The 24105-nt window shown below is 38.4% G+C and carries 19 protein-coding genes; 8 read left to right on the top strand and 11 right to left on the bottom strand.

What is annotated here, in order from left to right; genetic code table 11:
- The first annotated feature begins 108 nt into the window (after positions 1–108).
- From B6A32_RS12835 to B6A32_RS12825, 3 genes are all read left to right on the top strand, one after another.
- Complete coding sequence (locus B6A32_RS12835; RefSeq protein WP_085304669.1) at positions 109–1068, top strand: 2-dehydropantoate 2-reductase; 960 nt, start codon at positions 109–111, stop codon at positions 1066–1068.
- 149 nt (positions 1069–1217) lie between these two features.
- Positions 1218–1796 carry a GNAT family N-acetyltransferase gene (locus tag B6A32_RS12830; RefSeq protein ID WP_085304668.1) on the top strand — a complete coding sequence of 193 codons (579 nt, stop codon included), beginning with the start codon at positions 1218–1220 and terminating at the stop codon, positions 1794–1796.
- Between the two features lie 11 nt (positions 1797–1807).
- Positions 1808–4006: a hypothetical protein gene (locus B6A32_RS12825; protein ID WP_085304667.1), complete on the top strand. Its 2199-nt coding sequence runs from the start codon at positions 1808–1810 to the stop codon at positions 4004–4006.
- A 322-nt stretch (positions 4007–4328) separates the two neighbouring features.
- Here the strand turns inward: B6A32_RS12825 and B6A32_RS12820 are convergent, their stop codons facing one another.
- Positions 4329–5411 carry an MBL fold metallo-hydrolase gene (locus B6A32_RS12820; protein WP_085304666.1) on the bottom strand — a complete coding sequence of 361 codons (1083 nt, stop codon included), beginning with the start codon at positions 5409–5411 and terminating at the stop codon, positions 4329–4331.
- A gap of 134 nt (positions 5412–5545) precedes the next feature.
- Between B6A32_RS12820 and B6A32_RS12815 the strand changes: the two genes are divergently transcribed.
- The gene (locus B6A32_RS12815; RefSeq protein WP_085304665.1) at positions 5546–6142 is read left to right on the top strand and encodes a TetR/AcrR family transcriptional regulator; all 597 of its coding nucleotides are present in this window, start codon (positions 5546–5548) and stop codon (positions 6140–6142) included.
- 283 nt (positions 6143–6425) lie between these two features.
- Here the strand turns inward: B6A32_RS12815 and B6A32_RS12810 are convergent, their stop codons facing one another.
- From B6A32_RS12810 to B6A32_RS12795, 4 genes are read right to left on the bottom strand one after another with little or no spacing between them, the layout of a single operon-like run.
- The gene (locus B6A32_RS12810; RefSeq protein WP_085304664.1) at positions 6426–8552 is read right to left on the bottom strand and encodes a TonB-dependent siderophore receptor; all 2127 of its coding nucleotides are present in this window, start codon (positions 8550–8552) and stop codon (positions 6426–6428) included.
- A gap of 1 nt (position 8553) precedes the next feature.
- A complete protein-coding gene (locus B6A32_RS12805) occupies positions 8554–9912 on the bottom strand; it encodes a DUF3526 domain-containing protein (RefSeq protein ID WP_085304663.1) in 1359 nt (452 codons plus the stop codon).
- Positions 9912–11345: an ABC transporter permease gene (locus tag B6A32_RS12800; protein WP_085304662.1), complete on the bottom strand. Its 1434-nt coding sequence runs from the start codon at positions 11343–11345 to the stop codon at positions 9912–9914. The genes B6A32_RS12805 and B6A32_RS12800 overlap by 1 nt, the downstream gene beginning before the upstream one ends.
- Positions 11342–12064 carry an ABC transporter ATP-binding protein gene (locus tag B6A32_RS12795; protein WP_101685958.1) on the bottom strand — a complete coding sequence of 241 codons (723 nt, stop codon included), beginning with the start codon at positions 12062–12064 and terminating at the stop codon, positions 11342–11344. The genes B6A32_RS12800 and B6A32_RS12795 overlap by 4 nt, the downstream gene beginning before the upstream one ends.
- 182 nt (positions 12065–12246) lie before the next feature.
- Between B6A32_RS12795 and B6A32_RS12790 the strand changes: the two genes are divergently transcribed.
- On the top strand, positions 12247–13404 hold the full coding sequence (locus B6A32_RS12790; protein ID WP_085304660.1) for a M14 family metallopeptidase: 1158 nt from the start codon (positions 12247–12249) through the stop codon (positions 13402–13404).
- Between the two features lie 108 nt (positions 13405–13512).
- On the opposite strand, the gene B6A32_RS12785 is transcribed toward B6A32_RS12790, so the two are convergent.
- From B6A32_RS12785 to B6A32_RS12775, 3 genes are all read right to left on the bottom strand, one after another.
- The gene (locus tag B6A32_RS12785) at positions 13513–14124 is read right to left on the bottom strand and encodes an acyloxyacyl hydrolase (protein ID WP_085304659.1); all 612 of its coding nucleotides are present in this window, start codon (positions 14122–14124) and stop codon (positions 13513–13515) included.
- Between the two features lie 24 nt (positions 14125–14148).
- Entirely contained in the window at positions 14149–14883 is a 735-nt protein-coding gene (locus B6A32_RS12780; RefSeq protein WP_085304658.1) for an SDR family oxidoreductase, read from the bottom strand.
- Between the two features lie 373 nt (positions 14884–15256).
- Entirely contained in the window at positions 15257–16093 is an 837-nt protein-coding gene (locus tag B6A32_RS12775) for a DUF4437 domain-containing protein (protein ID WP_085304657.1), read from the bottom strand.
- 150 nt (positions 16094–16243) lie between these two features.
- Between B6A32_RS12775 and B6A32_RS12770 the strand changes: the two genes are divergently transcribed.
- Complete coding sequence (locus tag B6A32_RS12770) at positions 16244–17197, top strand: LysR family transcriptional regulator (protein WP_085304656.1); 954 nt, start codon at positions 16244–16246, stop codon at positions 17195–17197.
- A gap of 213 nt (positions 17198–17410) precedes the next feature.
- Here the strand turns inward: B6A32_RS12770 and B6A32_RS12765 are convergent, their stop codons facing one another.
- Together B6A32_RS12765 and B6A32_RS12760 are read right to left on the bottom strand one after the other, a co-directional pair.
- Positions 17411–19276: a monovalent cation:proton antiporter-2 (CPA2) family protein gene (locus tag B6A32_RS12765; protein WP_085304655.1), complete on the bottom strand. Its 1866-nt coding sequence runs from the start codon at positions 19274–19276 to the stop codon at positions 17411–17413.
- A gap of 539 nt (positions 19277–19815) precedes the next feature.
- Complete coding sequence (locus tag B6A32_RS12760; RefSeq protein ID WP_085304654.1) at positions 19816–20193, bottom strand: RNA-binding S4 domain-containing protein; 378 nt, start codon at positions 20191–20193, stop codon at positions 19816–19818.
- Positions 20194–20750: 557 nt separating this feature from the next.
- Here B6A32_RS12760 and B6A32_RS12755 point away from each other — a divergent pair.
- Together B6A32_RS12755 and B6A32_RS12750 are read left to right on the top strand one after the other, a co-directional pair.
- Positions 20751–22586: a DUF294 nucleotidyltransferase-like domain-containing protein gene (locus B6A32_RS12755; RefSeq protein WP_085304653.1), complete on the top strand. Its 1836-nt coding sequence runs from the start codon at positions 20751–20753 to the stop codon at positions 22584–22586.
- Positions 22587–23276: a 3'-5' exonuclease gene (locus tag B6A32_RS12750; protein WP_233131415.1), complete on the top strand. Its 690-nt coding sequence runs from the start codon at positions 22587–22589 to the stop codon at positions 23274–23276.
- 246 nt (positions 23277–23522) lie between these two features.
- Here the strand turns inward: B6A32_RS12750 and B6A32_RS12745 are convergent, their stop codons facing one another.
- Positions 23523–24053 carry a hypothetical protein gene (locus tag B6A32_RS12745; protein WP_085304652.1) on the bottom strand — a complete coding sequence of 177 codons (531 nt, stop codon included), beginning with the start codon at positions 24051–24053 and terminating at the stop codon, positions 23523–23525.
- Positions 24054–24105 lie beyond the last annotated feature (52 nt).

The following is a 24105-nucleotide window of genomic DNA, read 5'->3' as shown; positions in this document are numbered from 1 at the left end:
ATAACCGACGAAATTACTTGCTTCATTCTATGCGTTAACTCACTCAACTTAAAAAGAGAAAAAATTATGGCTCGAAAAAAAGCAGGATATTTTGCGGTTTAACTTGACGTGGGGAGTCATACCAACGTCACCTTAATTGGTCGCCCTCGTATTCAAGAGCAAATTAATACTCATGGCTTAACGTTAACAGATTGGCGCGAAAGAAATGAGCATATAGCCACAGAAAATATTAACTTTTCCTTGGCATTAAGTGATATACAAAATGCTGACTATATTTTAGTGACCGTTAAAAGTGGTAATACTGAAGAAGTCGCACAAGCAATAGCACAATATGCGAAACCTAAGGCGGTAGTGGTTAGTTTTCAAAATGGAATACGCAACGCAAACATATTAAAGCAGTTTTTACCTCAGCATCAGGTGTTAAAAGGTATGGTGCCTTTTAATGTTTTAAGTAAGGGCAAAGCGCATTTCCATTGTGGTACAGAAGGGGATTTAGCCATTGCAGACAAAGATAATGTTGCTGAACCACTTATTCATGCTTTTAGAAAAAGCGAGCTACCGGTTGATATATATAATGATTTAAGTCAACTTCAGTGGAGTAAGTTACTCATGAATTTAAATAATTCAATTAACGCACTTTCTGGTTTGCCACTTCGAGAACAATTGCACGATAGACATTACCGAAAAATTCTTGCGCTAACAATTAAAGAAGCTTTGCAAGTTTTAAAGCATGCGGGAATTAAGCCGGTAAAAAATGGCAAAGTTATTCCGAGCTTATTACCGTTTATTTTATCAATGCCCGACTTTTTATATAAAATTGTTGCCGGTTCAATGTTGAAAATTGATCCCGATGCGCGCTCATCAATGTATGAAGACTTAGCGCTTGGGCGCCCAACAGAAATAGACTTTATTAACGGTGAAGTGGTTAGTTTAGCCGAACAATGTGGTGTTAAGTCACCCATAAACACCGCTATTACTCTGCGGGTTAAAGAGGCTGAAAGTGCACAAAAGGGCTCGCCCAACATTTCTGCCAACGCGCTATATTCACTGATTATGATCAATGCTTAGCCTAACTTTAGTCTAGCTTTAGTCGAGAATTAGTTTGGATTTAGCTCGGCATTCATCAGCGATTAATTCTTCTTAACTCAAGTGGCTTAATAAAGTCGATAATAATAATTATATTAGGTATCATTCAAGAAAAATTAGAATAGAAAATCATGCAAACTAAACAACTTACAAAAGCTATTGGCCCATTATGGGAAAGTGCTATGGTGTTATATTGTGAAATATTTCCTGAGTGGGAAAGAGAAGCAATAGTCAACATTGAAGCGGCGGTAAATAGTGGTAGTTCGCGTTGCATATTGGTACATGAAGGCGATAAAACTATAGGCATGTCTTTAACGGAAGTTTATCGGTCTAAACATTTTGCTATGTTAGGTTACTTGTTTGTTTCTCCTAGTCACCAAGGGCAAGGATTAGGCAAGTTATTGTGCCAAGAGTTATTTGATTTTTTTAACCAAAGTAGTGATTTTAAATGGTTGTTGGTTGAAGCAGAAGCAGGACCAGAACGTTTCTATAAACAATTAGGCTTTTCTACATTAGGTATTAAATACCTGTCTCCGCATTATGATGATATGCAATCAACTGAAATGGCATTAATGCTTTATGCTAAAGCAGAGCAAAGCGCGCCTACCAAAGCGCAATTGTGGCACATTGTTCATCATATATTCTCTGAGAGTTATTACTTATCTTCTGATGATCCCAGGCTAGAGCAACAGCGAAAATATATAATTTAAAAGGCAGTTCTATGAGTTTTGAGCAAAATACCGCGCAGCAATCTATCTTAACATCGTTTTTTGAATTTATTCGTTCAGAAGATTTTGAAGCATGCTTCCATTGGGCAAAAAAACAATTACAAGGCCATAACTCTGCTGCGTTTAACATTATTAACCAGTTAGAAGCTCAGCCGAAAATATCAAAAGCACAGCTTATAAACGTTGAAAATAACGAACTTTTATTAATGTTTTGTACCTGTTATGGCTTTGCTCGCCATGAGGTTGAAGAAACCAACAGATACTGCCATGCAGAAACGCTGATCCGCTCAGGCATTACGGCACTTGAATTGTTACCAAGTTCAGAGATTATTAATTCACTGAAAATGTTTGCTGGCATTCAAATTGAAATCTGTTGTATTGACCGAGGTATATACACTAGCCAAGAATTTTTAATGGCCCAAGCAACAAAAAATATTGCAAACACGTTAAGCGAAATAACAGCGCTAAAGGCCGAGCTTAGCCATGCTGATTGTCAATTATATGCCGAGCATTTTGCTTTAGAATTTAGTTCATACCAATATTACAGTGAAGGTGTGGCGATAATTGCCCAGTTGTTAGAAATACGTTGGGGTGAGCCCGAAACCTTAGCGTTAAATATGAGCAAATTAAGGCCTAAATTTCTTGCTGCGGTTCAAGCGCTGGGCTCGAACGGCAAATATATTATGTCGACCGATTTAGAAGCTTTATGGCCACCATTAACGTTTTTTAGCGAAAATAGAGCACCAGGCTCGGGTAAGTTAATTGTTGAACGCGGCGCAATCACTATTTCATATTTTGCCAGCGTTAATCATATTGTTATTAATGAACTGTTACAGTCGTTATCTAATATTATTACCGACGCGCCAAAGTCGCATTTACTGTACCTTGAGCAATGGGCAGCAGAAACGCCCGTGCGTAATATGCTCAACGATACTTGGGCAGGTATTGCCCGCGAATTTGAAAATATATATTCGTGGCAGTTACCCAGTTTAAGTACGCCATTTCGAAATAGAAACGGCAATGATAAAGCGCTATGTTTTGCCGTAGAATTGATTTATTACCCAATGGGCATTTTTGCGTTAACCCTAAAAGCTGATCTCGACGGTGTAAGTGGCAGTGGTGTTCGACATGCGATGTCTCTTGGTACGCCTTTTGCGATGGATCAACAAATGCATTGGCACAATGAAGATATAGGTTTACTGGAAGATTTTGCCGAAAATCGATTTACCGAATTGGCAGCAGTGCTCAATGGCACTTTTAAGCACGGCGAGAAGCCTATTAACGATATTCTTACTTTTAATAAAACGGATAATCGTTTTGTCTCAACGTTGATTGATCGTGTAGTTGAGTGTGTTGATGATAAGTATATTGCGGTTACTGCAAAGTCGCTAAAATCGCATTTTGCTTACCCACTATTTATACTACCGCAACGAGAGCTGCGCAGTGCTGTTGATGACTGGTGTCTTAGAACCCCGCCGTTAGCCAGTAACAATTTAAATCAAGATTGCTTTAACCATGACGAATTTTTTTACATTAATCAGCACGAGTGTGTTTTAGGCTTATTACAACAACCTAATTGGGTATTAGATCAATCAGCTGAAATGATAGATGTGGCCGCTGCTATTAATAATTTATTCCATCTAACCAATAAGTTACTCGATAAACAACTCAGTGTTAGCCAAGTTAATTCTGTGCAGAAACTGAACGATAAAAAGCTGTCTGCTAAAGTACTTAGGGAGCAAGTTAAAAAGCTTACTATTGAAGATAATTGCTTGAAACAGTTTACTCGTGATGCCCATTGGTTATTAGAGTTGATCAGCGCAGGCAGTATGATGACTTTTCCGGATCATACGCGCCTGATTCAAAAAGTATTTGATCGTATGGGCTTTGAAAAACTACACATTCGTACACAAGAAACTTTAGATAAAATTCAATTTAGACAAGATGAAATTATCGCTGAAAACGCTAAACTTTATGAAAAATTGCGCACACGAAACAGCAAACGGTTAACTCGCATAATATCAGGCTCAATGGGGTTAATATCGGTAGGCGCGTTAAAAGATATTTTTGATATTATAAACAGCAGTAACTTGGGGATTAAAATTAGCGGTCCCTTGCAAGTGAGTATTGTTACGCTATTTGCGATGATGTTAATTATATTGCTGCTTAATAAAAACGGCAGTGATAAGTAAGGACAAACCGCTTGTGGTTATAACTTATTTCCTAGTATAAAAAGGTGTAGCAATAAGTAATCTGAACACTGAATAAACAGCACATGCTAAATGCTCTCTTTGCACTCATTATCTGCGTTAAAACGTCGCTAAATTGTTCGCTATTCAAAAACGTTTTGTTTTGGAAATGGCATAAAATTAAGCATTGAGGGGGCAAATTCGTGATGTTCAGCTTTTACTTTACCAGCTAAACTTTGATTCACTTGTGTATCAAATTCAATATCCAGAGTTCAAGTTAAGTATTAAAAAGCGGCTTAATTGCCGCTAGGTTTTAATTAAGTGTTTATAACCACCACTTATCAACTATTGGGGCGTCGTTTATGCTAAAAAGTTGCCCAAACTGTGGTGTACTTAACATAACATTATTAACGGTACTTGCGGCTGTTACGCGCTCAAGTGGGTCTGTCCAACTATGAAAAGCTAAATCAAAGGTACTGTTGTGAATGGGCACCATGACTTTACCTTGTAAATCTATGTGTGCCTGCACAGACTGCTCAGGTGTCATGTGAATATCGGCCCAATCTTTGTCATAAGCACCGGTTTCTATTAGGGTTAAATCAAAAGGCCCGTATTTATTACCTATTTCTTTAAAGCCAGCAAAGTATCCAGAGTCGCCACTAAAATAAATGCTGTTTTCTTGAGTTTTAATTACCCAAGATCCCCAAAGTGTGTTGTTAGCATCGCTTAAGCCTCGGCCTGAAAAATGCTGAGTAGGGGTAAAAGCAATTAACGCATTTGCAGTTTGCTGTTCTTGCCACCAATTAAATGCTGTTATTTTCTCTTCACTAATTCCCCATTTTTTCAGATCATTTTCAACCCCTAATGGAACATAAAAGTGTTTAGTTTTATCTGCTAACTGTTTTACTGCTGCTTTATCAAGGTGGTCGTAATGATTATGCGAGATAAGAATTTTATCAATAGCGGGCAGGTCAGCAATACTTATAGGCATAGGAGAAAAACGTTTTGGTCCTAAAAATGAAAACGGTGATGCACGTTCGCTAAATACAGGGTCGAGTAACCAATATTCGCCATACACCTTTAACAACATACTAGAGTGACCAAGTTTAACAATATGAACAGTATTACTGCTTAGGTTATTAAGTATTTCTTTGGTTAACACTTGCATAGGTAATGGCTTTGCAGGCTCAATGTTAATGCGTTTTTCTTTAAAGTATCGAGCGATTATCCCCAAAGTTTTTTTTAAGTTAGTAGGCTCCACTTTTGCATCATTATAAAATTTGCCTTCTGCGTAATGTGCAACGCCTGTTGTATTTACTATGTTGCTGGCCACTAAACTTTTATCCACGCTATACACTCCAAAAATAATGAGGGCGATGATCACAAGGAACCATTTTAAAAATCTCATTGTAAAACCTATTTAAATACGTAAAGTAAACTATTGAGTGTAGTTTTTCATTGTTTTATTAAAAAGTAAACTACTTAGTGCATTTTTTTATTATTCCGATAAACTATTGGTTATAACTAACGGAAGATAGATTTATGAAGCTCTCAGAAAAAAAACGTTTAGCTATTTTAGATGCAGCAGAAGCATTGTTTTATAAAAGTGGCGTTGAGCATACCAGCATGGACCAAATTGCAGCACAAGCAGGGGCGTCTAAACGTACTGTTTATAATCATTTTGCGACTAAAGATGAACTATTTCATGCCATTTTAGCCCGTATGTTAGCGAACATTAATAATGACGAGGTTATTTCTTTTGATCAAAATACAGCGATAGAACAGCAGTTAACCGCTATTGCCGAGCAAGAAGTTAGGTTACTTACTTCTGCTAATTTTTTACGCATTGCTAAAATTGCTTTTATGCAAATGTTGTTACAACCTGAGCTAGCTCAATCGTTAGCTAATAATTCAATGGGTTGTATGCGTTATTTAGAGCCGTTTTTACAAGATGCAAACAGTGCGGGAGTATTAGATATTGACGAAGTTGATGTAGCGGCAAAACAATTTGTATATCAATTAAAGTCATTCGTATTTTACCCATTATTATATGGGTTTGAATCAGCAAAGCACCAACAACCAGAGTTAGTTATTAAGCAAACCGTCGCACTATTTTTAGCACGCTATAAAGCTGCTTGATTGAAAAGGTAGTCTAGGTTTAAGTCTAGGTTTAAGTCTAGGTTTAATGCCAAGCTCATCAATCCCAGAACAGTATTTCTAGTGAGGCTTATCTTTATACCTATTTCTATACCTATCTTTATATTAATACTTTTAATTTCAGTTACTTCAAAGACATACTTTTGATAAAATCACCAATAATGGCCGCGTTATATTAATTACGGCCACTATTGGTGAATTATGTCTGAATCAACTCCAGTATTCATTGCGCACACAAATTATTGTCTGCTTAATGAATTAACGATTAAAACGAGTATTTCACGCTTGCTTTAATTGAGCGTGGTGCACCAGGCATAGTCCAAGCTTCAAAATAAGAGTTAGCGTAGTATTCTTCGTCGAGTAAGTTGTCGATATTAACGTTTAACGCTAGCTTCTCGGTTAAGGCTACGTTGGCAAATAAGTTAACTAAGGTGTAGTTTGGTAATTCAAAGTCTTGCTCTAAGAAATCTCCAAGTTGAGTGCCAACATATTGCACAACAAAACCTGCACTACCTTCATAACCTGCAAACTCAGTAAACTGGCGTAGCATGATACTACCGCTGTGCTCTGGCACATTACCTAGCCTTGCACCGTCTTCAATAACATAATAGTCCCACAGTTTTATTTCTTTAGCGTTTTTAGCATCGATATACGCGTACGACATTGACAATATAGTATCGTCTGCCAACGCATAAGAGAGATCAAATTCAATACCTGAACTTTCTGCTTCACCTAATGCTTCAGTTGTACCGTCACCGTTCGGGCTACTGGCAAGTATGTTTGTTTTCTCTGTGCTAAATATTGCCGCTGTACCTTTAAAACCATACTCGGCAAGATCCCACTTTAAGCCTATTTCATAAGATTTACTTTCTTCAGGATCATGGCTGTTGCCATTGGCGTTTGTACCTGAATTCGGGCGTGCGCCTTCTGAGTAACTGGTGTAAATACGAGCTTCATCAGATAGAGCATAAACCAAACCAAAGCGAGGGTTAAAGTATGACTTAGAGGTACTGGTTTTACGGTCGTTGTCTAAACGGTAGGTAATGTCTTGATCAAAGCTGTCGTAGCGCATACCAAACATAGCTTTTAAGTTATCAGATAAGTCGATTTGATCTTGAAAATATATTCCTTGACCACTTTGCTCTTCTAAATCTGAGGTATTAGGCCCCATTTCAGGTAAGTTATTACGATAAACCGGGTTATCGTAATCAATCGCGAAAGCGTCAGCGCCGTCACCTTCAGCACCACTATGGCGATAGCGTAAAATAAGGCGGTCTAATTCATATTGATAAGCATCACCGCCAATAAGTAGGTTATGTTGTAAACCAAATAGCTCGGTTGAACCGCTGAACTCGAAACGTGCTGATAAATCTTCTGCATCGAATTCACGGTAACGACGTTGGCGCACAACGCTATTGTTTTGAGCATCGTACCAACGCGGCTCTGACACACTACCTTCAAAAGAAGATGTGCGATAGCTAAGGCCTGCGGTTAACAACCAGTCGTTTGAAAGCTCGTGCTGAAGTTGTAGCTGATGCCCAATAGCTTCTATTTCAACAGGGCCATCTGCTGGTTCGCCATAAAAATTTGAATCAGAGAACTTTTTACCTTCAACAAAAACCACACCACGGTCCATATCTGCTTCTTGATCTAAGTATTCAAGCTCATAACTGATAAGCGTGTCATCATTAACTTTGTATAAAAATGATGGGGTAAGAATGGTTTTTTTCTTCTCAACCATGTCGCGATAGCTTTCTGCGTCTTCATAGGCACCATTAATACGAAATGCTAAGTCGTCTGATAAGGCATTGGTATAATCAGCTTCTGCACGATAAGTATTAAAACTGCCACCGGTGAGTTTAAAATAACCTTCTTCAGTAAATTGTGGTTTTTTGGTGGTAATGTTAACGGTACCACCGGGTTCGCCACGACCATACAATGCTGAACTTGGGCCTTTAAGCACCTCCATGCGCTCAACGTTTGACATATCACGGTTGCCACTAAAGCCACGCCCAGCGCTAAAGCCATTAATTAAATATGCTGAAGGTAGGTTTTCATCACCTGCAAAGCCCCGAATAGCAAACATATCCCAAAGACCGCCAAAATCGTTTTGTCGGGTAACACCACTAACTAGCTCTAACGAGTCTTGTAGGTCGGTAATACCGGTTAGCTCTAAAGTTTCAAACGATATCGTTGAGATAGCCTGAGGAAGATCTTTTTCTTGAACATTACCGCGATATGCTTGGCGTAATGACTTTACTTCGATTACTTCAACGTCATCTTTGGCTGATGGCGCTGTGTCAGCAGCATGAGTTACAGCTGGTAATGCTAGAGCGGTCGATATAATAAGACTTAATGGCTTTAGTCGGTTTTTGTAAGCAGAACGTTTCATGCTAAATATTTTCCTTAGAACTATCTATAGTATTTTTAAAAGTTGTAAACTTCGGTAATTTCGACAGGGCTTTAGGATCAAACGCTGCTTTATTACCTGTTGTTTTATTGTTGATTGTTTGATTACTTTGCGTTTCCGTTCGATTAGCGTTACCGAACAACAGCGGATAGTAAAATTGGCGTAAGGCCTGATGATAATCTCGCACTTCTTGCTCGTATTTCATCGCAGCAAGCGTGTCTGTTTCTGCGATTGACGATAAAAGTTTTTGGGCTAACATCGGCGGAGAAAGAAAGGCAAAGCGCCCCGCTAAAGTATTTTTTTCGAAGGTTGCCTCGCGATATGCGGTTGAAATCGCTGCCGCTTTTTGATCACCAACCTGTTGAAAAGCGTAATACCACTTCCATTCAAATTGCGAGTTCATTTCAGTGTAGTTTTTCCATTGTGGATGTGTCGCTATAAAGGGTTCCCAAGTTTCAGCAAATGGCAGGTCCCAAGCATCGTTAACCGCCTCACGTTGAGTTAACACAATTTCGCCACCATTAGGGCTTTGTACCATTTCGTCAATAGCAATATCGCTTGCAACCGGCACCAATACGGTTACGCCAAGCCAAACTGCCAGTAAAACCGAGGCAATTTGCGCCGAGCTTTGTTTGACGGTAACTTTACTTGAGGTAAACCAAAGCGTTAGCAGCATCCAAAATAAAATATGGCCAAGTACAACCGCAATAACCTGCAGGGTAGACACAAGCGGGGCTTGCATAATGAGTGCGCCGATAACAAAGGGCAAGAGTAAGGCAATGGCTAAGGCGGTGCATAGCACGCTAGCTCTTGAAAGCCAAAGGCGCTGTTGTTTGCTGGCGGTGGCAATGAGCAAGTCATAACGACCAGCTTCACGCTCCGCAGAGCGAAGATCATGCAGCAGCAAAATAACAAACAATGGCAATAACACACTGATCAGAAAAGCAAAATCAAAGCGTCCTAAAAACGACAATTCTGGATTGTCGGAATCGGTTTCGTATATTTGTCCTTCCAAAGCCAACATGCGAATACGATGTTTCCATGGATAAATATCGCGTTGTCCCATAGCAGCGAAAGCCATTGCTGAAGGAGCTGAATGCGTTAAATGAAAAGTGTAATAAGCGGCGCTACCGTAATCTGATTGTTTCGCCAGTACATTGGCTCTGTCGACGTCATCTTTTTCTTGCAGTCTTTCAATGGTGCTTAATTGTGTCTTGGTTTCACTAATACCTGACCACACTGAAAATACGGATAATAACAATACGATACTTAATAGCGCCAAAAAGTAGCGCTGTTTCACGAGAAAACGAGCTTCTCTGCTAATATTTGAAAATGCTGACATTAGCTTATTCTCCTAACGGCAAACCTTAATAAAAGCACAATCAAACCGAACCAAAAAAATAATTGAACCGCGTAAATAGCGCTTCGAAACAGTCTTGTTTGTGCAGTATCAGGCTTAAATGAAAACTCAGACAATACTTGCCAGTTAGCAGCATCAACGCGCGCTGCTTTGGTTGCATCAGCATTTTTGTTGCGATTAGCATCAGCTTCATAACTGAGGTTGTCTTGATGTACTTTGTTAAGTGATTGCACAAAGTCGAAGCGTAGTTTCTCAGCTTCACGCAAAAATCTATGGTGAGTTTCAAGGCTTGTACCGGCAACTAGCATTGAGAAAGAACGAATAGCCGTTGTTGGTGTTACCCAACCAAATTGTCGAGCAATATGCGCTTGTTCAAGCTCTTCTTGCATACGTTTTTCTGCAAATTGGTTCAGTATTTCAGTAAGTTTCTTTTCTGAATATTGAGCGACAGTACCACGAAAGTTAATCGGTAAGTCTTCAACTTTATCGACATTATATTTTGTTAATAGGTTTTTCTTCAGCTGTTCAAATGCAGGATCAGCAGCATCGTGTCCGTCGCCTAACTTACGCAGTTCTTCTTTAACGGCAAAATCTGCTTCTAGTTTACTGGGTGAAGGGGCAATTGCCGCAGCACTAGAGCTACCAATACGAGGAAGTAAAATACATAATACAATCCATAAACTGACTAATATGGCAAAGCTAGCACTGTTCTTTTTGTTTATTGCTGAAACCGCTAATACAATACCGCTCCAGACTAAAATATACAGAATATATCCAGCCACAAAACTGCTAGTGATCAGTGCTGATTCACCCTTTATGCTCGCCCAAATAGCCGCAATAATAAGCGGGAGAAGCATCAATAAGCCGCTACTGACTAAAGCAAAGTATTTACCTAACAATAAGTGCCAAACATTAATCCCTTGGGTGATCATGATATTAAGTGTGCCGGCCTCTTTTTCTCGCGTTACGCTCGCGTAGCCAATTAAAATAATAAATAGCGGCACAAGGACTTGTAGTAAAAAGCTAGGCGTTAAGCTACTAAACCGGGTCATGCCTGACGCTTGGCGCTGATCAGAAAACATCGCAGTATTTTGCTTATGGCCTTCAAGAAAGATTGACGTGCCGGTAAATGCATCTACGCCAGGTTCAATAATACTGAGCGCTGAAGGTGTACGAAAAACATAATGACCATAATGCACCATACGATGTGGATGACGGTCTGGTTGCTCTAAAAACTGCGCTTGTGCACTTTGCTGTAAATGTTCACGCTCGTGACTTGCATGCTGCATTTCAAGGGTATTAACAACAGCAGAAACAAGCGTTAATAACGTACCAATAATAATAATGGTGGCGGCAAGCTTAGTGCGATGCCAAAAGCGCCACTCGTCTCGAGTTACTTGTTTAATAACGCTCATTGTTGGCTTCTCGCAGAGAAAGCCGCGTGTACTTCTTCAGTGTCAATATGGGCTTGGTCTTTACGCTCAAACATACCAACAATTTTGCCATTATCGAGCAAGCCAATTCGGTGTGCTACTTGGCAGGCACCGTATACGTCGTGAGTTACCATAAACACGGTTGCTCCGTCAGCGGCTAACGTTTTAATGAGGCGGTTAAACTCGTCTATGGCGTTTGGATCTAAGCCTGAGGTTGGCTCATCAAGAAATAAAACCGGTGCTTCACGTAGTAACGCCAAGGCAATTGCGGTTTTTTGACGCATGCCTTTTGAATAGTTCGACATAGGTCTATGCCACGCACTTTTTTGTAGCGCCACACGCATTAAGGCTTGTTCGATATCAGGCGCTGACTTTTCGATATCAGCAAGTGATAAAAAGTATTTTATGTTTTCAACGCCAGTTAAATGCCCGTACAACATCACTGACTCAGGTAAATAAGCTACTTTTTGGCGAATGGAGTCAATGTCTTTTGTTACCGACATACCCATCACCGTTGCCGTGCCGGATTGTGGCGCTATGGTACCTAGAAATGTTTTTAAGGTTGTTGATTTTCCTGCACCATTGCCGCCTAAAAGTGCAAAAACTTCACCTTGTCCGACCTTAAAATTTACTTCATCTAGTACAGTTTGTTTAGCAAAGCGCACACACAGTGATGACGCTACAATCATTTCTTTTTGCATTAACTTCTCTATTATTTTGTTGAAGGTGTTACTGCTTTTGAGCGAGTATCTAAAAATTATCAGTAAACTTTTCGCTAACTATGAGCAAGCTGCCAGTAAATTTAAGTTTATTGATCTAGGTAAATGTTATAACATAACATCAATCAAGTAAAACTTAATCTAAATAAAAGTGAGAATGAGAATTGTTTTGTAAAAAAGTAAATGGTAATTCGGGTTTTGTTAAACCGTTATTGCTGATCATAAGTGTATTATTTACCAATGTAAGTTTCGCCTATAGTAATGTGAATGGCTCTGTGAATGAGTCTGTAAATGGCTCTGCCAATACAAGTCAGGCATTTAATTTTTTCAATACTGCTGTTTTACCAGGCACGAAAGAAAATTTTCGTATTGATATACCCAAAGGCGCTCAAGATCTAGCAACATTTATTCCGGTTACTGTTGTGCATGGCGCTAAAAAAGGACCTGTGCTAGCGATTGTTGCCGGTGTACATGGTTACGAATACACTTCTATTATTGCGGTAAATAAATGGATTGCTGCGCTTGAACCCGCCCAAATGAACGGTAGTATTATCATCGTTAGGGTGGCGCATGTTTCTGCTTTTGAAGAGCGATCTGTTTATGTTAATCCTTACGATCGTAAAAACCTTAACCGTAGCTTTCCAGGCAAAGAGCAGGGTACCCAAACCGAGCGAATTGCTTGGGCCATTTCTGAAAATGTAGTCGCAAAAGCAGACTTTCTAATTGATTTACATAGCGGTGATGGTGGTGAGTGGTTAGCACCATTTGTTGGCGTTTATGGTGGCCCATTAGCGAGTAATTTTCCTTTGGCTTTGTCAGTGGCAGAAGCTTTTAATTTCTCGAATATTGTTAGATATAAAATGAATACACAGCAACAAATCGACACTAGACGTTCACTGAATAGACAAGGAGTTGCAGAAAAAATACCAACAATTTTAGTGGAAATTGGCGAAAATGGTTCGAAAGACAAACGCCAGGTTAACGCTATGGTTAATGGGCTTGATAATAGCCTTGCTGTTTTAGGTATAACTAACTTGGATGAAGGTAAACTAGCTAAAACATCTAAGCGCCAAAAAACACAGTATTTTGACGGTACGCGCTCTGTGCCTGTTGAGCAGTCAGGCTTATGGTTTCCTAAAGATATGAGTGGAAAACACTTTAAAAAAGGCGACTTGCTAGGAGAGTTAAAAGATTACTTTGGTAATACGCTTGAATTAATTTTAGCCCCTAGCGATGGTTTTGCATTATATGGCCTTGATGGTCCAGCGATAAAAAAAGGCCAAAGTATTATGACCATAGCAACACCAGTGGCAAAATTTTAACAATAGCGCATGCCAGCGAAACAGCAGATATAAAATAAACTTATACTGCTAAGTTTCTTGGATGAGTTTAGCCGCTGGTATTATTAAAAATCTAACTTACGCATATCTTTAGTAAAATTTATATGCGTATGATAGGTTTAAAAAATCGACACCCGGATTACGACTATTTAAACCGCCATTACTATAATGCATATAACGTAGAGCGATTGATTGCTGTAAGTCTTCGCCTACATCAACAGCTATGCCAAGTCTGTCTTCAAATTGGTAATGAGACCCTATATCTTTACCAGCAAACCTCGTGTCGTTTACCAGTGATACGCCAATTCCAAACTCCCATTTTAGTGGGTATTTTTCATTAATATGATAAAAGGTTTTACTAACAACGGGTGAAAGAGCAACTGCTAAGTTGGTTGTATGGTGATTTTTGTCACCATACTCCCAAAAGTTTGCACTCACTTCCCAATAAATATCAAGCGTATCAAATAACGGTACATTACTTAGCGTGTATACATAAGGCCTATAAGCTAAGCGTACACCGGTAATATCATCATCACCTATCAACCAATCAACAGCAACAGCTTGAGATACTGTGTTGCTAGAGCTTGATGACTTTAATTGGCTACTATTGCTTGCATATGCTGAAGCGGCCAAAAAGAGGGTAATAAAAATCAACCCAAATAATTGCGTATACCTACGACTAAGTAAATGTTTGTTATTCATTGCTAAATTCGATATTTATGTTTGTTAAAGAGAAAGTTCGCCAGTAATAATTTGGTCTGAGTAACTTTGGTACGCTGCTTCAAGCTGTTTCGCGACTGGATCAGGGAAAGCGTGAAAATCGCCATTGTTTAATGCTGTTATAATCGCGTTAGAAACCACTGTTGCATCCGGCGCACCGGCAAAGCCAGCCTCATTACCCATTTCTGTGCCAATAGGGCCTGGGTGTACACTTAATACACTAATACCTTTGTCAGCCCATTTTTCTTTTAGCCCTTGTGTAATTGAATATGCAGCTGCTTTAGAGGCGCAATAGGTTGCTATATCGCCAAAAGTTTTTATTGATGCAATAGAGTTCAATTGAACAAGCGTGCCTTTGTTGTTTTCTAAAGTTTCAGCGAAGGCATTGGCTACACGCATTAAGCCAAAAACATTGATATTAAATTGTTGCATTAATGATGCTTCAGCATCTTCACTCAGTGGCGAAGTTAGGTGCATAATACCAGCATTATTAACCAGTATTTCTACATCAGTAGCTTGATTTGCTAGTTGCTCTATTGATTCTGCATCGCCAACATCTGCGGTTAATGTAACCACTTTATCTTCGTACTTTGCTTCTATTTCTTTAGTTGAAGCTGGGTTGCGCACCGCTAAGTAAACTTTTTTCGCACCGTTAGCTATAAGTGAATCTACAATCGCTTTACCAATGCCGCGATTTGCGCCTGTTACTAGTGCAACTTTATTCTCAATTAAATTTGTCATCATTACGCCTTAATTATTAGTTTGTTTTGTACCGATTGGTATTTGCGCGCATGTTATGCCGATCAGAATTGTTTTTCAAGCGGAAAAAATGAGTTTTTTATATTTTGAGCATGACTAGGTTCTTAATAAGAAATAATTTAAAATAACTATGTGATTATTTGTTAATAATCAGTGGTTTATGTGTCTTGTTTGAACTTGTTTTTACGAGGTAATTGATTGTAAAAAAGCGTAATTTAATGTGAGAACTGTACGATGTGATGACCAAGCATGCATTTATTATCTCATGTCATGCTTAGTCATTTTTATAGTATCAATTGAATGCGTTTTTTTAAATTAAAAAACAATCTAACCAAAGTTTATGCTGTTGAGCTTTTTACTTAACTTGGTATGGGCTATTAGTACGAATATAAATTGTCGCTTCAACATTTGTTTTATTAGTAATGTTATGAGTAAAGCTACCGTTTGATTCGACATAGCTACCAGGGCTTAAGTGCTGTGATTTTTTTTGATCTACTGAGTTATACTCAATATCGCCAGCAATAACAACGGCTTTAAACTCGCTTGCCTGAGTGGTTATTTCACCTGTAAAACCTGCAGGTAATTTGATTAGTGAACCGTTCATCTTGGCATTACTTTCCCATACATAGGTAAATTTTACGCCTTCAGCGGTAATATTATTTAGCTCGCTACTGTTGAGCCATACCATGTTATCGCGGTGCAAGTTCAAAGGTCGCTCGCCGTTATCAAACTCTTCTGTTGAAGGTTTAACAAGATATGGCCCTGAGTCAATTTCAAGATAAATTAAGTTAGTAGGGTTATTGGCTGCAGTAGTGTGATCTTCACCTGCAGGCTGGGTCCAAAAAGAACCCGCTGGCAGCCACATTTTTGCTGCGTTAGGATCATCATTATGCATTTGACCATCAATCACAATGCCGCGATAAGTAATGTTGTGAATATGAGGCGGAGATTCAAAGCCTTTTTTAAAGCGCACTAACATACCTGTTGCTGTATCTTTGGTGCGATCGCCCCATAAATCAGCAGCGCCTGGGCTCTTATCGCCACGAAGCGGGTTTAAATAGCCCCAGGTAATATTACTTGCTGCTACAACTTTTGAATACGAGGTGTTTTTTAAGGCTGTATCGGCAAAACTGCTAGGTGCTAGTAGCACGGTTAATAAGGCAATACTTGGTATAGTGAATAAACGTGTCATTTTTATAGGCTCTGTTGAATGAGTATGTGGTAATTTTAAAAGATAAGATTAATTCGATAAATAGGGTAATCTTTAATACACTTTCGCGAATACGTGGATAATGACTGGTTAACAGGTCTGACATTTCTTGCGCAGATCTTCGAGGATCAAATGAAAATTACTGATTTACAAGTATTGCTCACCATTGCTGAGCTTAGATCTATTACAGCAGCAGCGCATAAGTTAGATATGAGCTCTTCTGCTACAAGTGTGGCTTTAAAACGTATTGAAAGTACCTTAGGTGCACAAATATTTGTTCGAACGACAAGGCAATTACGCCTGACCCCTGAAGGTGAACGCTATTTGCCGCTTTGCCAACAAGCCTTAGATTTATTACAGCAGGGACAAGTATTAATTCATGAGGAACAGAAATCAATCAGTGGTGAAGTTCGTATCGCTGTGTCGTCTGAAATGGGTCGTAACTTAATGCGCGTTTTACTTAATAATGTGATGAACAATTATAGTGAAGTTACCTTGCGTCTACATGCTAGTGATAGCCGAGTCGACTTTTATCGAGATGGGGTTGATGTTGCTTTGCGTGCAATTACTAAAGATGCAGCAAAAGATCTGAATTTATACGGTTTTAAAATTTGCAATATTCCACATGTATTATGTGCTGCGCCAGATTATATTGCCAAGCATGGTGAACCGTTGACCCCAGATGATCTGCCTCAACACAATGCATTGCTTTATAAATTATACGAAGTGGTTCACGACGGTTGGGAGTTAGTTAACGATAATAAAAAATATAAGATAAAAATGAATAGTGACCGAGCCGTAAACGACGGTGATATTGTTAGGCGATGGTGTATTGATGGTGAAGGCCTGGCTAAAAAATCGGCTATTGATGTTGCACAAGACTTACTCTCTGGCAGGCTTAAACGATTAATGCCAGATTACAAAGTGCCACTAACTGAAATGTGGTTAGTGCTGCCAAGCCGACAGCTGATCTCACCCGCTATAAGGCTTATTCGTGACGAGTTAAAAGAAACTATTAGCGGACTTAGAATGCAATTAATCGCGAAAAAAATACTGACAGAAACAGAGTGGCCAACAGAAAATTAATTACCACTTATGTTGTGTCTTTATCGTTCATGGTTAAGTTTGAAAAGCCCAAGGCTTTAGAGCCATTAATATTTTTTGATTGAAAAAAATAACGCGAGCAACCTTGAAAGCACAATAAAATACAGCTACTAAAGGCTATGTTTTAAAGTGCTTTTATCAAGCAATCAGCGTTATTGTTAATTAGGTAATTCAATATACTGGGTAAATTAACCTTTAGTGTAATCCGCTTTCTTGAATTTCTTTACACGCTTCGCCATCACCATTTTTGCAGGCATTTAATTTCTCTTGTTCTTTTTTATCATTGTGCAGCACTTGTTTTAAATCTTCGGTACGCTGTTTCGAGGCAATACCATAACTATGGTCGTCGCCCCATAATTCAGCTAACTCAAGTAGAGAGTCATTATCATGTACAGCAAATAGTTTTCCTGCGCGTATAGAAATTTCTTCATCGTTTCCGAGTAAAGTAAGTGCGTCAACACCTAGGTTTAGTGCAGAGTCGAATGTTTCTCGTTTAAATGTATTAATACCTAATTTCATTAATTGATAAGCATGGCGGCGGTCAATTGCACGAGCAGCTATTTTTAAATGCGGATAGTGCTTTTGTGCCAGCGAGGCGATTTCAAGTATTTTGTCAGCATCGTCGATAGCAATAACCAGTAATTGGGCGTCATTGGCTCCTGAAGCATCTAAAAGATCTTTGCGAGCAGCATCGCCGTAGAAAACCTTATTGCCAAATCGTCTTAATAACTCTATTTGGCCAGAGCTATGGTCAAGTATTGATAAGTGATAACCCTGTGCGGTAAGTAAGCGGCCAATTATTTGTCCAAAGCGACCGTAACCAGCAATAATTACATTTTTAGTTGCTTCAATTTCGTTTAGGCTATCAAAGTTTGGTTGTGAGGTGGTTTCACGGTTGATCACTTTATCGTAGAACATGAGTAATAGCGGAGCCATTAGCATAGAAATAGCAACAACTAACGTGGTGATTTTGGTTTGATCAGGCGTAAGAATATTTAACGAAGTTGTTACTGACAATAGCACAAAAGCAAATTCACCCCCTTGTGCTAGTGCTAAAGTAAATAAGAATTTTTGCTTGCTTTTAATGTTAAATGCTATGGCTAAAACATATAAAACAACGGCTTTAATAATAATAAGACCGCATACTAATAGCACGACTAGGCTAAATTCTGTCATCAATAATGGAAAGTCGATTGATGCACCAACGGTGATAAAAAATAACCCAAGTAGCAGGCCTTTAAAAGGTTCGATATCTGCTTCTAATTCATGTCTAAATTCATTTTCAGCCAAAACAACGCCTGCTAAAAATGTACCTAAAGCAGGGGATAAACCTATGTTTTTCATAATCACCGAGATAACAATCACTAAGAATAGTGCAAACAGTGTGAACAATTCGCGTAATCGGGTTTCTGCAATATAGCGAAATAACGGTGCTGAAATGTATTTACCCGCCAATATTATTGCGGCAATAACAAATAAAGCAATTAGCACTTGAGCGTATACAGGGTAGTGTTCAATTAGGCTACTGTGGGTCGATGCAGTGTTGGCGATGTCTGAAAATGCTAGTAGTGGCAGCAGGGCTAAAATGGGAATAATGGCAATGTCTTGAAATAACAAAACAGAAAAGGCGTTTTGTCCTGCTTCTTGTTTTATCCAGCCTTTTTCCGTTAAGGTTTGTATGACAATTGCAGTTGAGGAAAGCGCGAGCATTAAACCAATGGCTAAGGCCGTTTCCCATCGCAAATCAAGTAATGAGTAGCAAACTATAAATAATAGCGCGCTAGTGACTAAAACTTGTAAACCACCTAAACCAAGTATTGATTTTCTTAGCTTCCATAATCTAGCAGGGTGTAATTCTAATCCAACTAAAAATAGCATCATAACCACACCAAACTCAGCAAAATGCATCACATCTGTTTGGTCGCCAACCAGTCCTAACGCAAAAGGCCCAATAACAATACCGGCAATTAAGTACCCCAGTACAGAGCCCAAACCTAAACGCTTTGCTATTGGTACTGCAATTATTGCAGCGGCTAAATAGATTACTGCCATTTCTAGCATATTATTCCTCGCTTAATGTCGGTAAAACGGCTTGTTTTGATGAACACTCATTTTATAAGTATATGTTATACAGTATGAAAACTGTCTAAAAAAGTGACAGTTGTCTAAACAGTAATAGTTTAATCTTAAGTTTATCTCTTAAATATTTCACGTTAATTTCGCTGTAGCTATTAACTCGATGCACACGTTTCAACATTTATACCAATTGGTATTACATCATAATAAATTAAATACGAGGATAAATTCTCGGTCAAACAGGTTAATTGAATAACTGAGGGTTACTTCAAAAGTTATTGTGCTTTACCTGATTAAATTTTTATTCTAAATCAGCTAAGTAAAGTAAAAATACAGTTCAGTAATTAATGCTTTAAGCAATTTTTCGAGTAGTTATGATGAATAAAAACCGAAAAGCCTGTTTGGCTTGGTTTTTCGGTTTTCGTTATTGTAAGCGCTTGCATTTTTGAAATTTACAAAAAAACATTATTACCCAATGTAAAGGCGAAATAAAACGTAAATTACCTGTAAGTATTAATGGGTTATTAAACGGAAGTAGGTTTTCTTTTTGTACGTTCGCCTGATGGTTTTTTTGCCGATTCAGATGAGTTTACTGGCGCTTTACTTTTGGCTTTTTTCTTCTTTTTGGCATTTTTATTCGCCGAAATAACGGTGTTAATGAACTCAGCTGATTTTTGATCAGGGTTTAAAGCGATTTTAATCACTCTAGCGTTAAGTTCAACAATATCGCCATGGCGAATTTTTTTACGCTTTTGCACTGTTACTTCGTTATTTACTTTAACATTACCTTCAGTGATCTCGGCTTTAGCTTCGCCGCCACCGCCAACCATATCGGCAATTTTAAGTAACTTACAAAGCTCTATTGGTTCAACACAAATTTCGAAAATTGGATGTTCAGACATGAAATACGCCTAATAATTTTTAAATAATAATATGGCTAGATTCTAGCATATATAACCGTTATTGAATAAAGCCAAATAATAAAATTTACATAACCTGAACTCTGGATAATGAGTGCTTGAAACTCAAGTGAACCAAAAGCTTAGGTAATAAAGTAAATGCTATAGCCAGGTGAACATCACGAATAGATATCATCAATGCTTCATTTTATGCCATTTCCAAGGCAAAACGTTTATGAATAGCGGGCTATTTATCGACGTTTTAACGCAGAAAATGGATTAAAAGGGAACATTGAGCAAGTGCTGCTTATCCAGAGTTCAGGTTACATATTCTCATATTTAATAATTCGCGAATTAAAAGTATTTTAAAAAACATACATGTAGATATTACTGAACAGGAGCAATGAGCTTGCTGTTAAATTATTGTAAGCTTGAATCAATTACATTTTTTATCAAATGTCGCGTAAGTAATCTAGTATTATAATGATGAAAAATTAGGTTTCATTGGTGTTTTGTTTATCGTATTTGTTACTACATTTTACTATTAAAAGAGAGAGTTCGTGATTCATATTCCCCAGCAAACACTAGAGTTTTTAGGCTCATCAGCTCCTTTTGATTTACTTACAGAAGATCAATTAAACCATTTGGCTTCAACAATTACCGTTTGTTACATCAGCAAAGGTGATGCTGAACAAATACTCGAACAGCAACGTGGTTCGCTATTTTTAATAAATAGTGGCCAATTTTCAGTGAAAGACTCTCCTGAAAAGACCAGACATTTAAGCGAAGAAGATTATTTTGGCTGTGGCAATGTGCTACATAAAGAAGATCATTTAATCACGATGACAGTAGACAGCCCAGGCTTAGTTTATTGTATTCCGGCTCAAACTTTTGAGTGGTGTGTATCGGTTCAACCGGGCATTGGTAGCTTTTTTCGTCATTATAGCGCAGAAAAAATTCATAGTGAGCAGCTTGATGATTCAACATCTATATGGATGTATAAACCGGTTCATGAAGCTTTAGCTCAAGAGATGATCAGTGCCGATTTAAATAGCAGTATTTTAACGGGCGTTCGGTTAATGGCAAAACATTGTGTTTCGTCTTTGGTGATAACCGATAATCAGCGTTTGGCCGGCATTATTACTGACCGAGATATACGTAACAGGGTGGTGGCTGAGCAAGTTGATGTACAGCAGCCCTTAAGTAGCATTATGACCACTGAACCTGCAAAAATAACACATCAACGTACCTTGTTTGATGCCTTATGCATGATGACAGAGCACAACGTCAACCATTTGCCAATTATAGATAAAGACAGTGAAATGCCTGTAGGAATTTTAACGGCCACCGATATGATCCGCCATCAACGCAGTAATGTGTTGTTACTGGTAAAAGCGTTATCAAAAGCAACCTCTATGCACGAGTTGTCTCGGTTATCGTGGCAGTTACCTCAATACTTTTCTAAACACGCAAAGCGTTTAGGGGATTTTGATATAGCAGGCAAAGTACTTTCTCAAGCTACTGATATTATGACCCGAAAATTAATCACCTTCTTTGTGAAAGAGCATGGTGCTGCGCCAATGGATTATTGCTGGCTAGTTTATGGCTCGCAAGCAAGAGAAGACCAAACTATGGGGTCGGATCAAGATAATGGTTTACTACTGGCTACTGAACCTGACGAACAAGCCGCTCAATACTTTGCCGATTTAGCTGAATATGTATGTAGAGGGCTAGATAAATGCGGTATTAGATTGTGTACAGGCAATATTATGGCGAGCAACCCCTTGCTACGATTGTCAGTAAACCAAGCAATAAAAGAAGCTGAAAATTGGGTACAATCACCAACACCAGAAGCTATTCTAAACTGTAATATATTCCTAGATGTACGAGGTGTTGCAGGTAATATTCATTTACTTACTCAGTTACATCAGGCGCGTGCCCCGTTATTTAAACAAACTCGCTTTCTGGCTGCATTAACAAGGCATGCTTGCAAATCAATGGTGCCATTATCGGTATTTCAAAAGTTCAGCTACAAGAAAGGCTTGCCTAAAAAAGATTGTATTGATTTAAAGCACAGTGGTGTTGCTATAATTAATGATTTGGTGAGGGTGTACTCGCTTGCCAATGGCTTGACTATGCCTGCAATTCCATTACGCCTTGAAAGCTTAATGAACCAACCTGAACTTTCAAGCCAAAATGTAAAAAACTTGCGTGACGTATGGCTTTTACTTAATCGATTGCGCTGGCGTCATCAAACTCAAAATAATGCTAAAGACAACTATTTATCAATGAGTGATTTGTCGTCGATAGAAAAATATCAACTTAAAGAAGCTTTCCGCGTTATTCGCCGAACACAACAAGCTGCATTATTTAAGTTTGCTGGTGGTAGTGCATAAATGATCAAAGGTAGCGCGTTTATGTGGCAAAAATTTAATCGCTGGTTACGGCCTCAACATTCAATACCTCCGCAGTGGCGAGATAAGCGTTTATCGGAAATACCTTTTCTGAGTATCGATCTAGAGCTGACATCGATGAATTTAGCCGATGCTAAAATTTTATCTATTGGCTGGGTTGAAGGCAAAGGGAATCAAATTCAGTTACAGAGTTGTTTTTATCAGTTAGTGTCTACCAGAGCACCTTTGCATCAAAGCCCTGTTATACATGGTTTAACGGCTGATGATATTGCGCAGGGCGAACCGGTACGTGAAGTTTTAGAAAAGCTTAAGCGCTATGCACAAAGCCATATTTGGGTATTTCATTGTACCAATCTTGATATGAACATTTTACAAAGAGTTTTTCGCGAACTAGGTTTACCGTTACCTACTATCGTAACATTAGACACGTTAACATTTGGTTTGTACCAATTAACTCGACATTTAAGACCACCACCACCTAATTCAGTGGTATTGCCGGTGTGTCGTGCAAGATATGGTTTGCCTGCTGTACCAGCTCATAATGCACTTGATGATGCTATGGCTACTTTGGAACTTCTTTTTGCTCAAATTCAGAAGTTTTCGCCTGACGAAGCAGAAACCTTAGCGAGTTTGCGAATAACCAAAGCGGTGAATGTTTTTCATAGCGAATGATTAATAAGCTTGCTCAGTGTTACTTATGTACGTGTTGTTATTTCAACAATTTAATGGTGCAATTCCAATATCTTCAGTATATATGAACTCAATTGGCGATAACTTTATCTCCTTCCCATTAACAAAAATAGCGAGAAGCTTTATGCTAAAGTGCTCAAGGAAACTAGGTATTTCATTACTCGATATACTAAAAATTTTAAAATTACACTCATCATAAAGGTAAAGTAATTTAGGATGTGTTTCTTGTTAATTTCGGCTTGAACAACTTAGATTTCGCTGCCACACATGTTCAATTTTTTGTTTTGATTTATAAACAAAATCGCCCGCTGAAAACTCATATACCATAGCATCATAGTTATATCCGGTTGTTACTTCTTCACCCTCTAAAGTTAAACAACTCGTGTATCTATTTTCACTTAAACGAACTTCAATTTTCGCGTTAAACCACTTTGCTTTAACAGGATATTTTTTTTCACCAAAGAATAAAACTGGATCTATTAATGGTGGATTGTCACTACATGCGCCTTTAACAAAAGAATTAAGGAATAATTCACCGTTTTTTAATTCCCAAGTACCTTTATAGCCACGCCAATTAGCAGAACACCAGCCTTTAGAATCAAGCATTAAGTGTATTTCTTCATAGGTGAATAATGTTTCCAAAGGATTAGAATCAATTGAGTTTGAAACACCAGCCACAATAAAAGTTTCCTTGATTTGCTGTGTAGCAATACTTGAATTAGAAAAAACGATTAATATTACGAATAGAAATTTAGACATACTACTCCTTAGCAGTTTAACGAGGCTTAAGTTTTTTTCTTTTAGAAAAAAT

Source organism: Colwellia polaris, from assembly GCF_002104515.1.
GTDB classification, from domain to species: domain Bacteria; phylum Pseudomonadota; class Gammaproteobacteria; order Enterobacterales; family Alteromonadaceae; genus Cognaticolwellia; species Cognaticolwellia polaris.
This window is presented reverse-complemented; position numbering and strand designations above follow the sequence as displayed.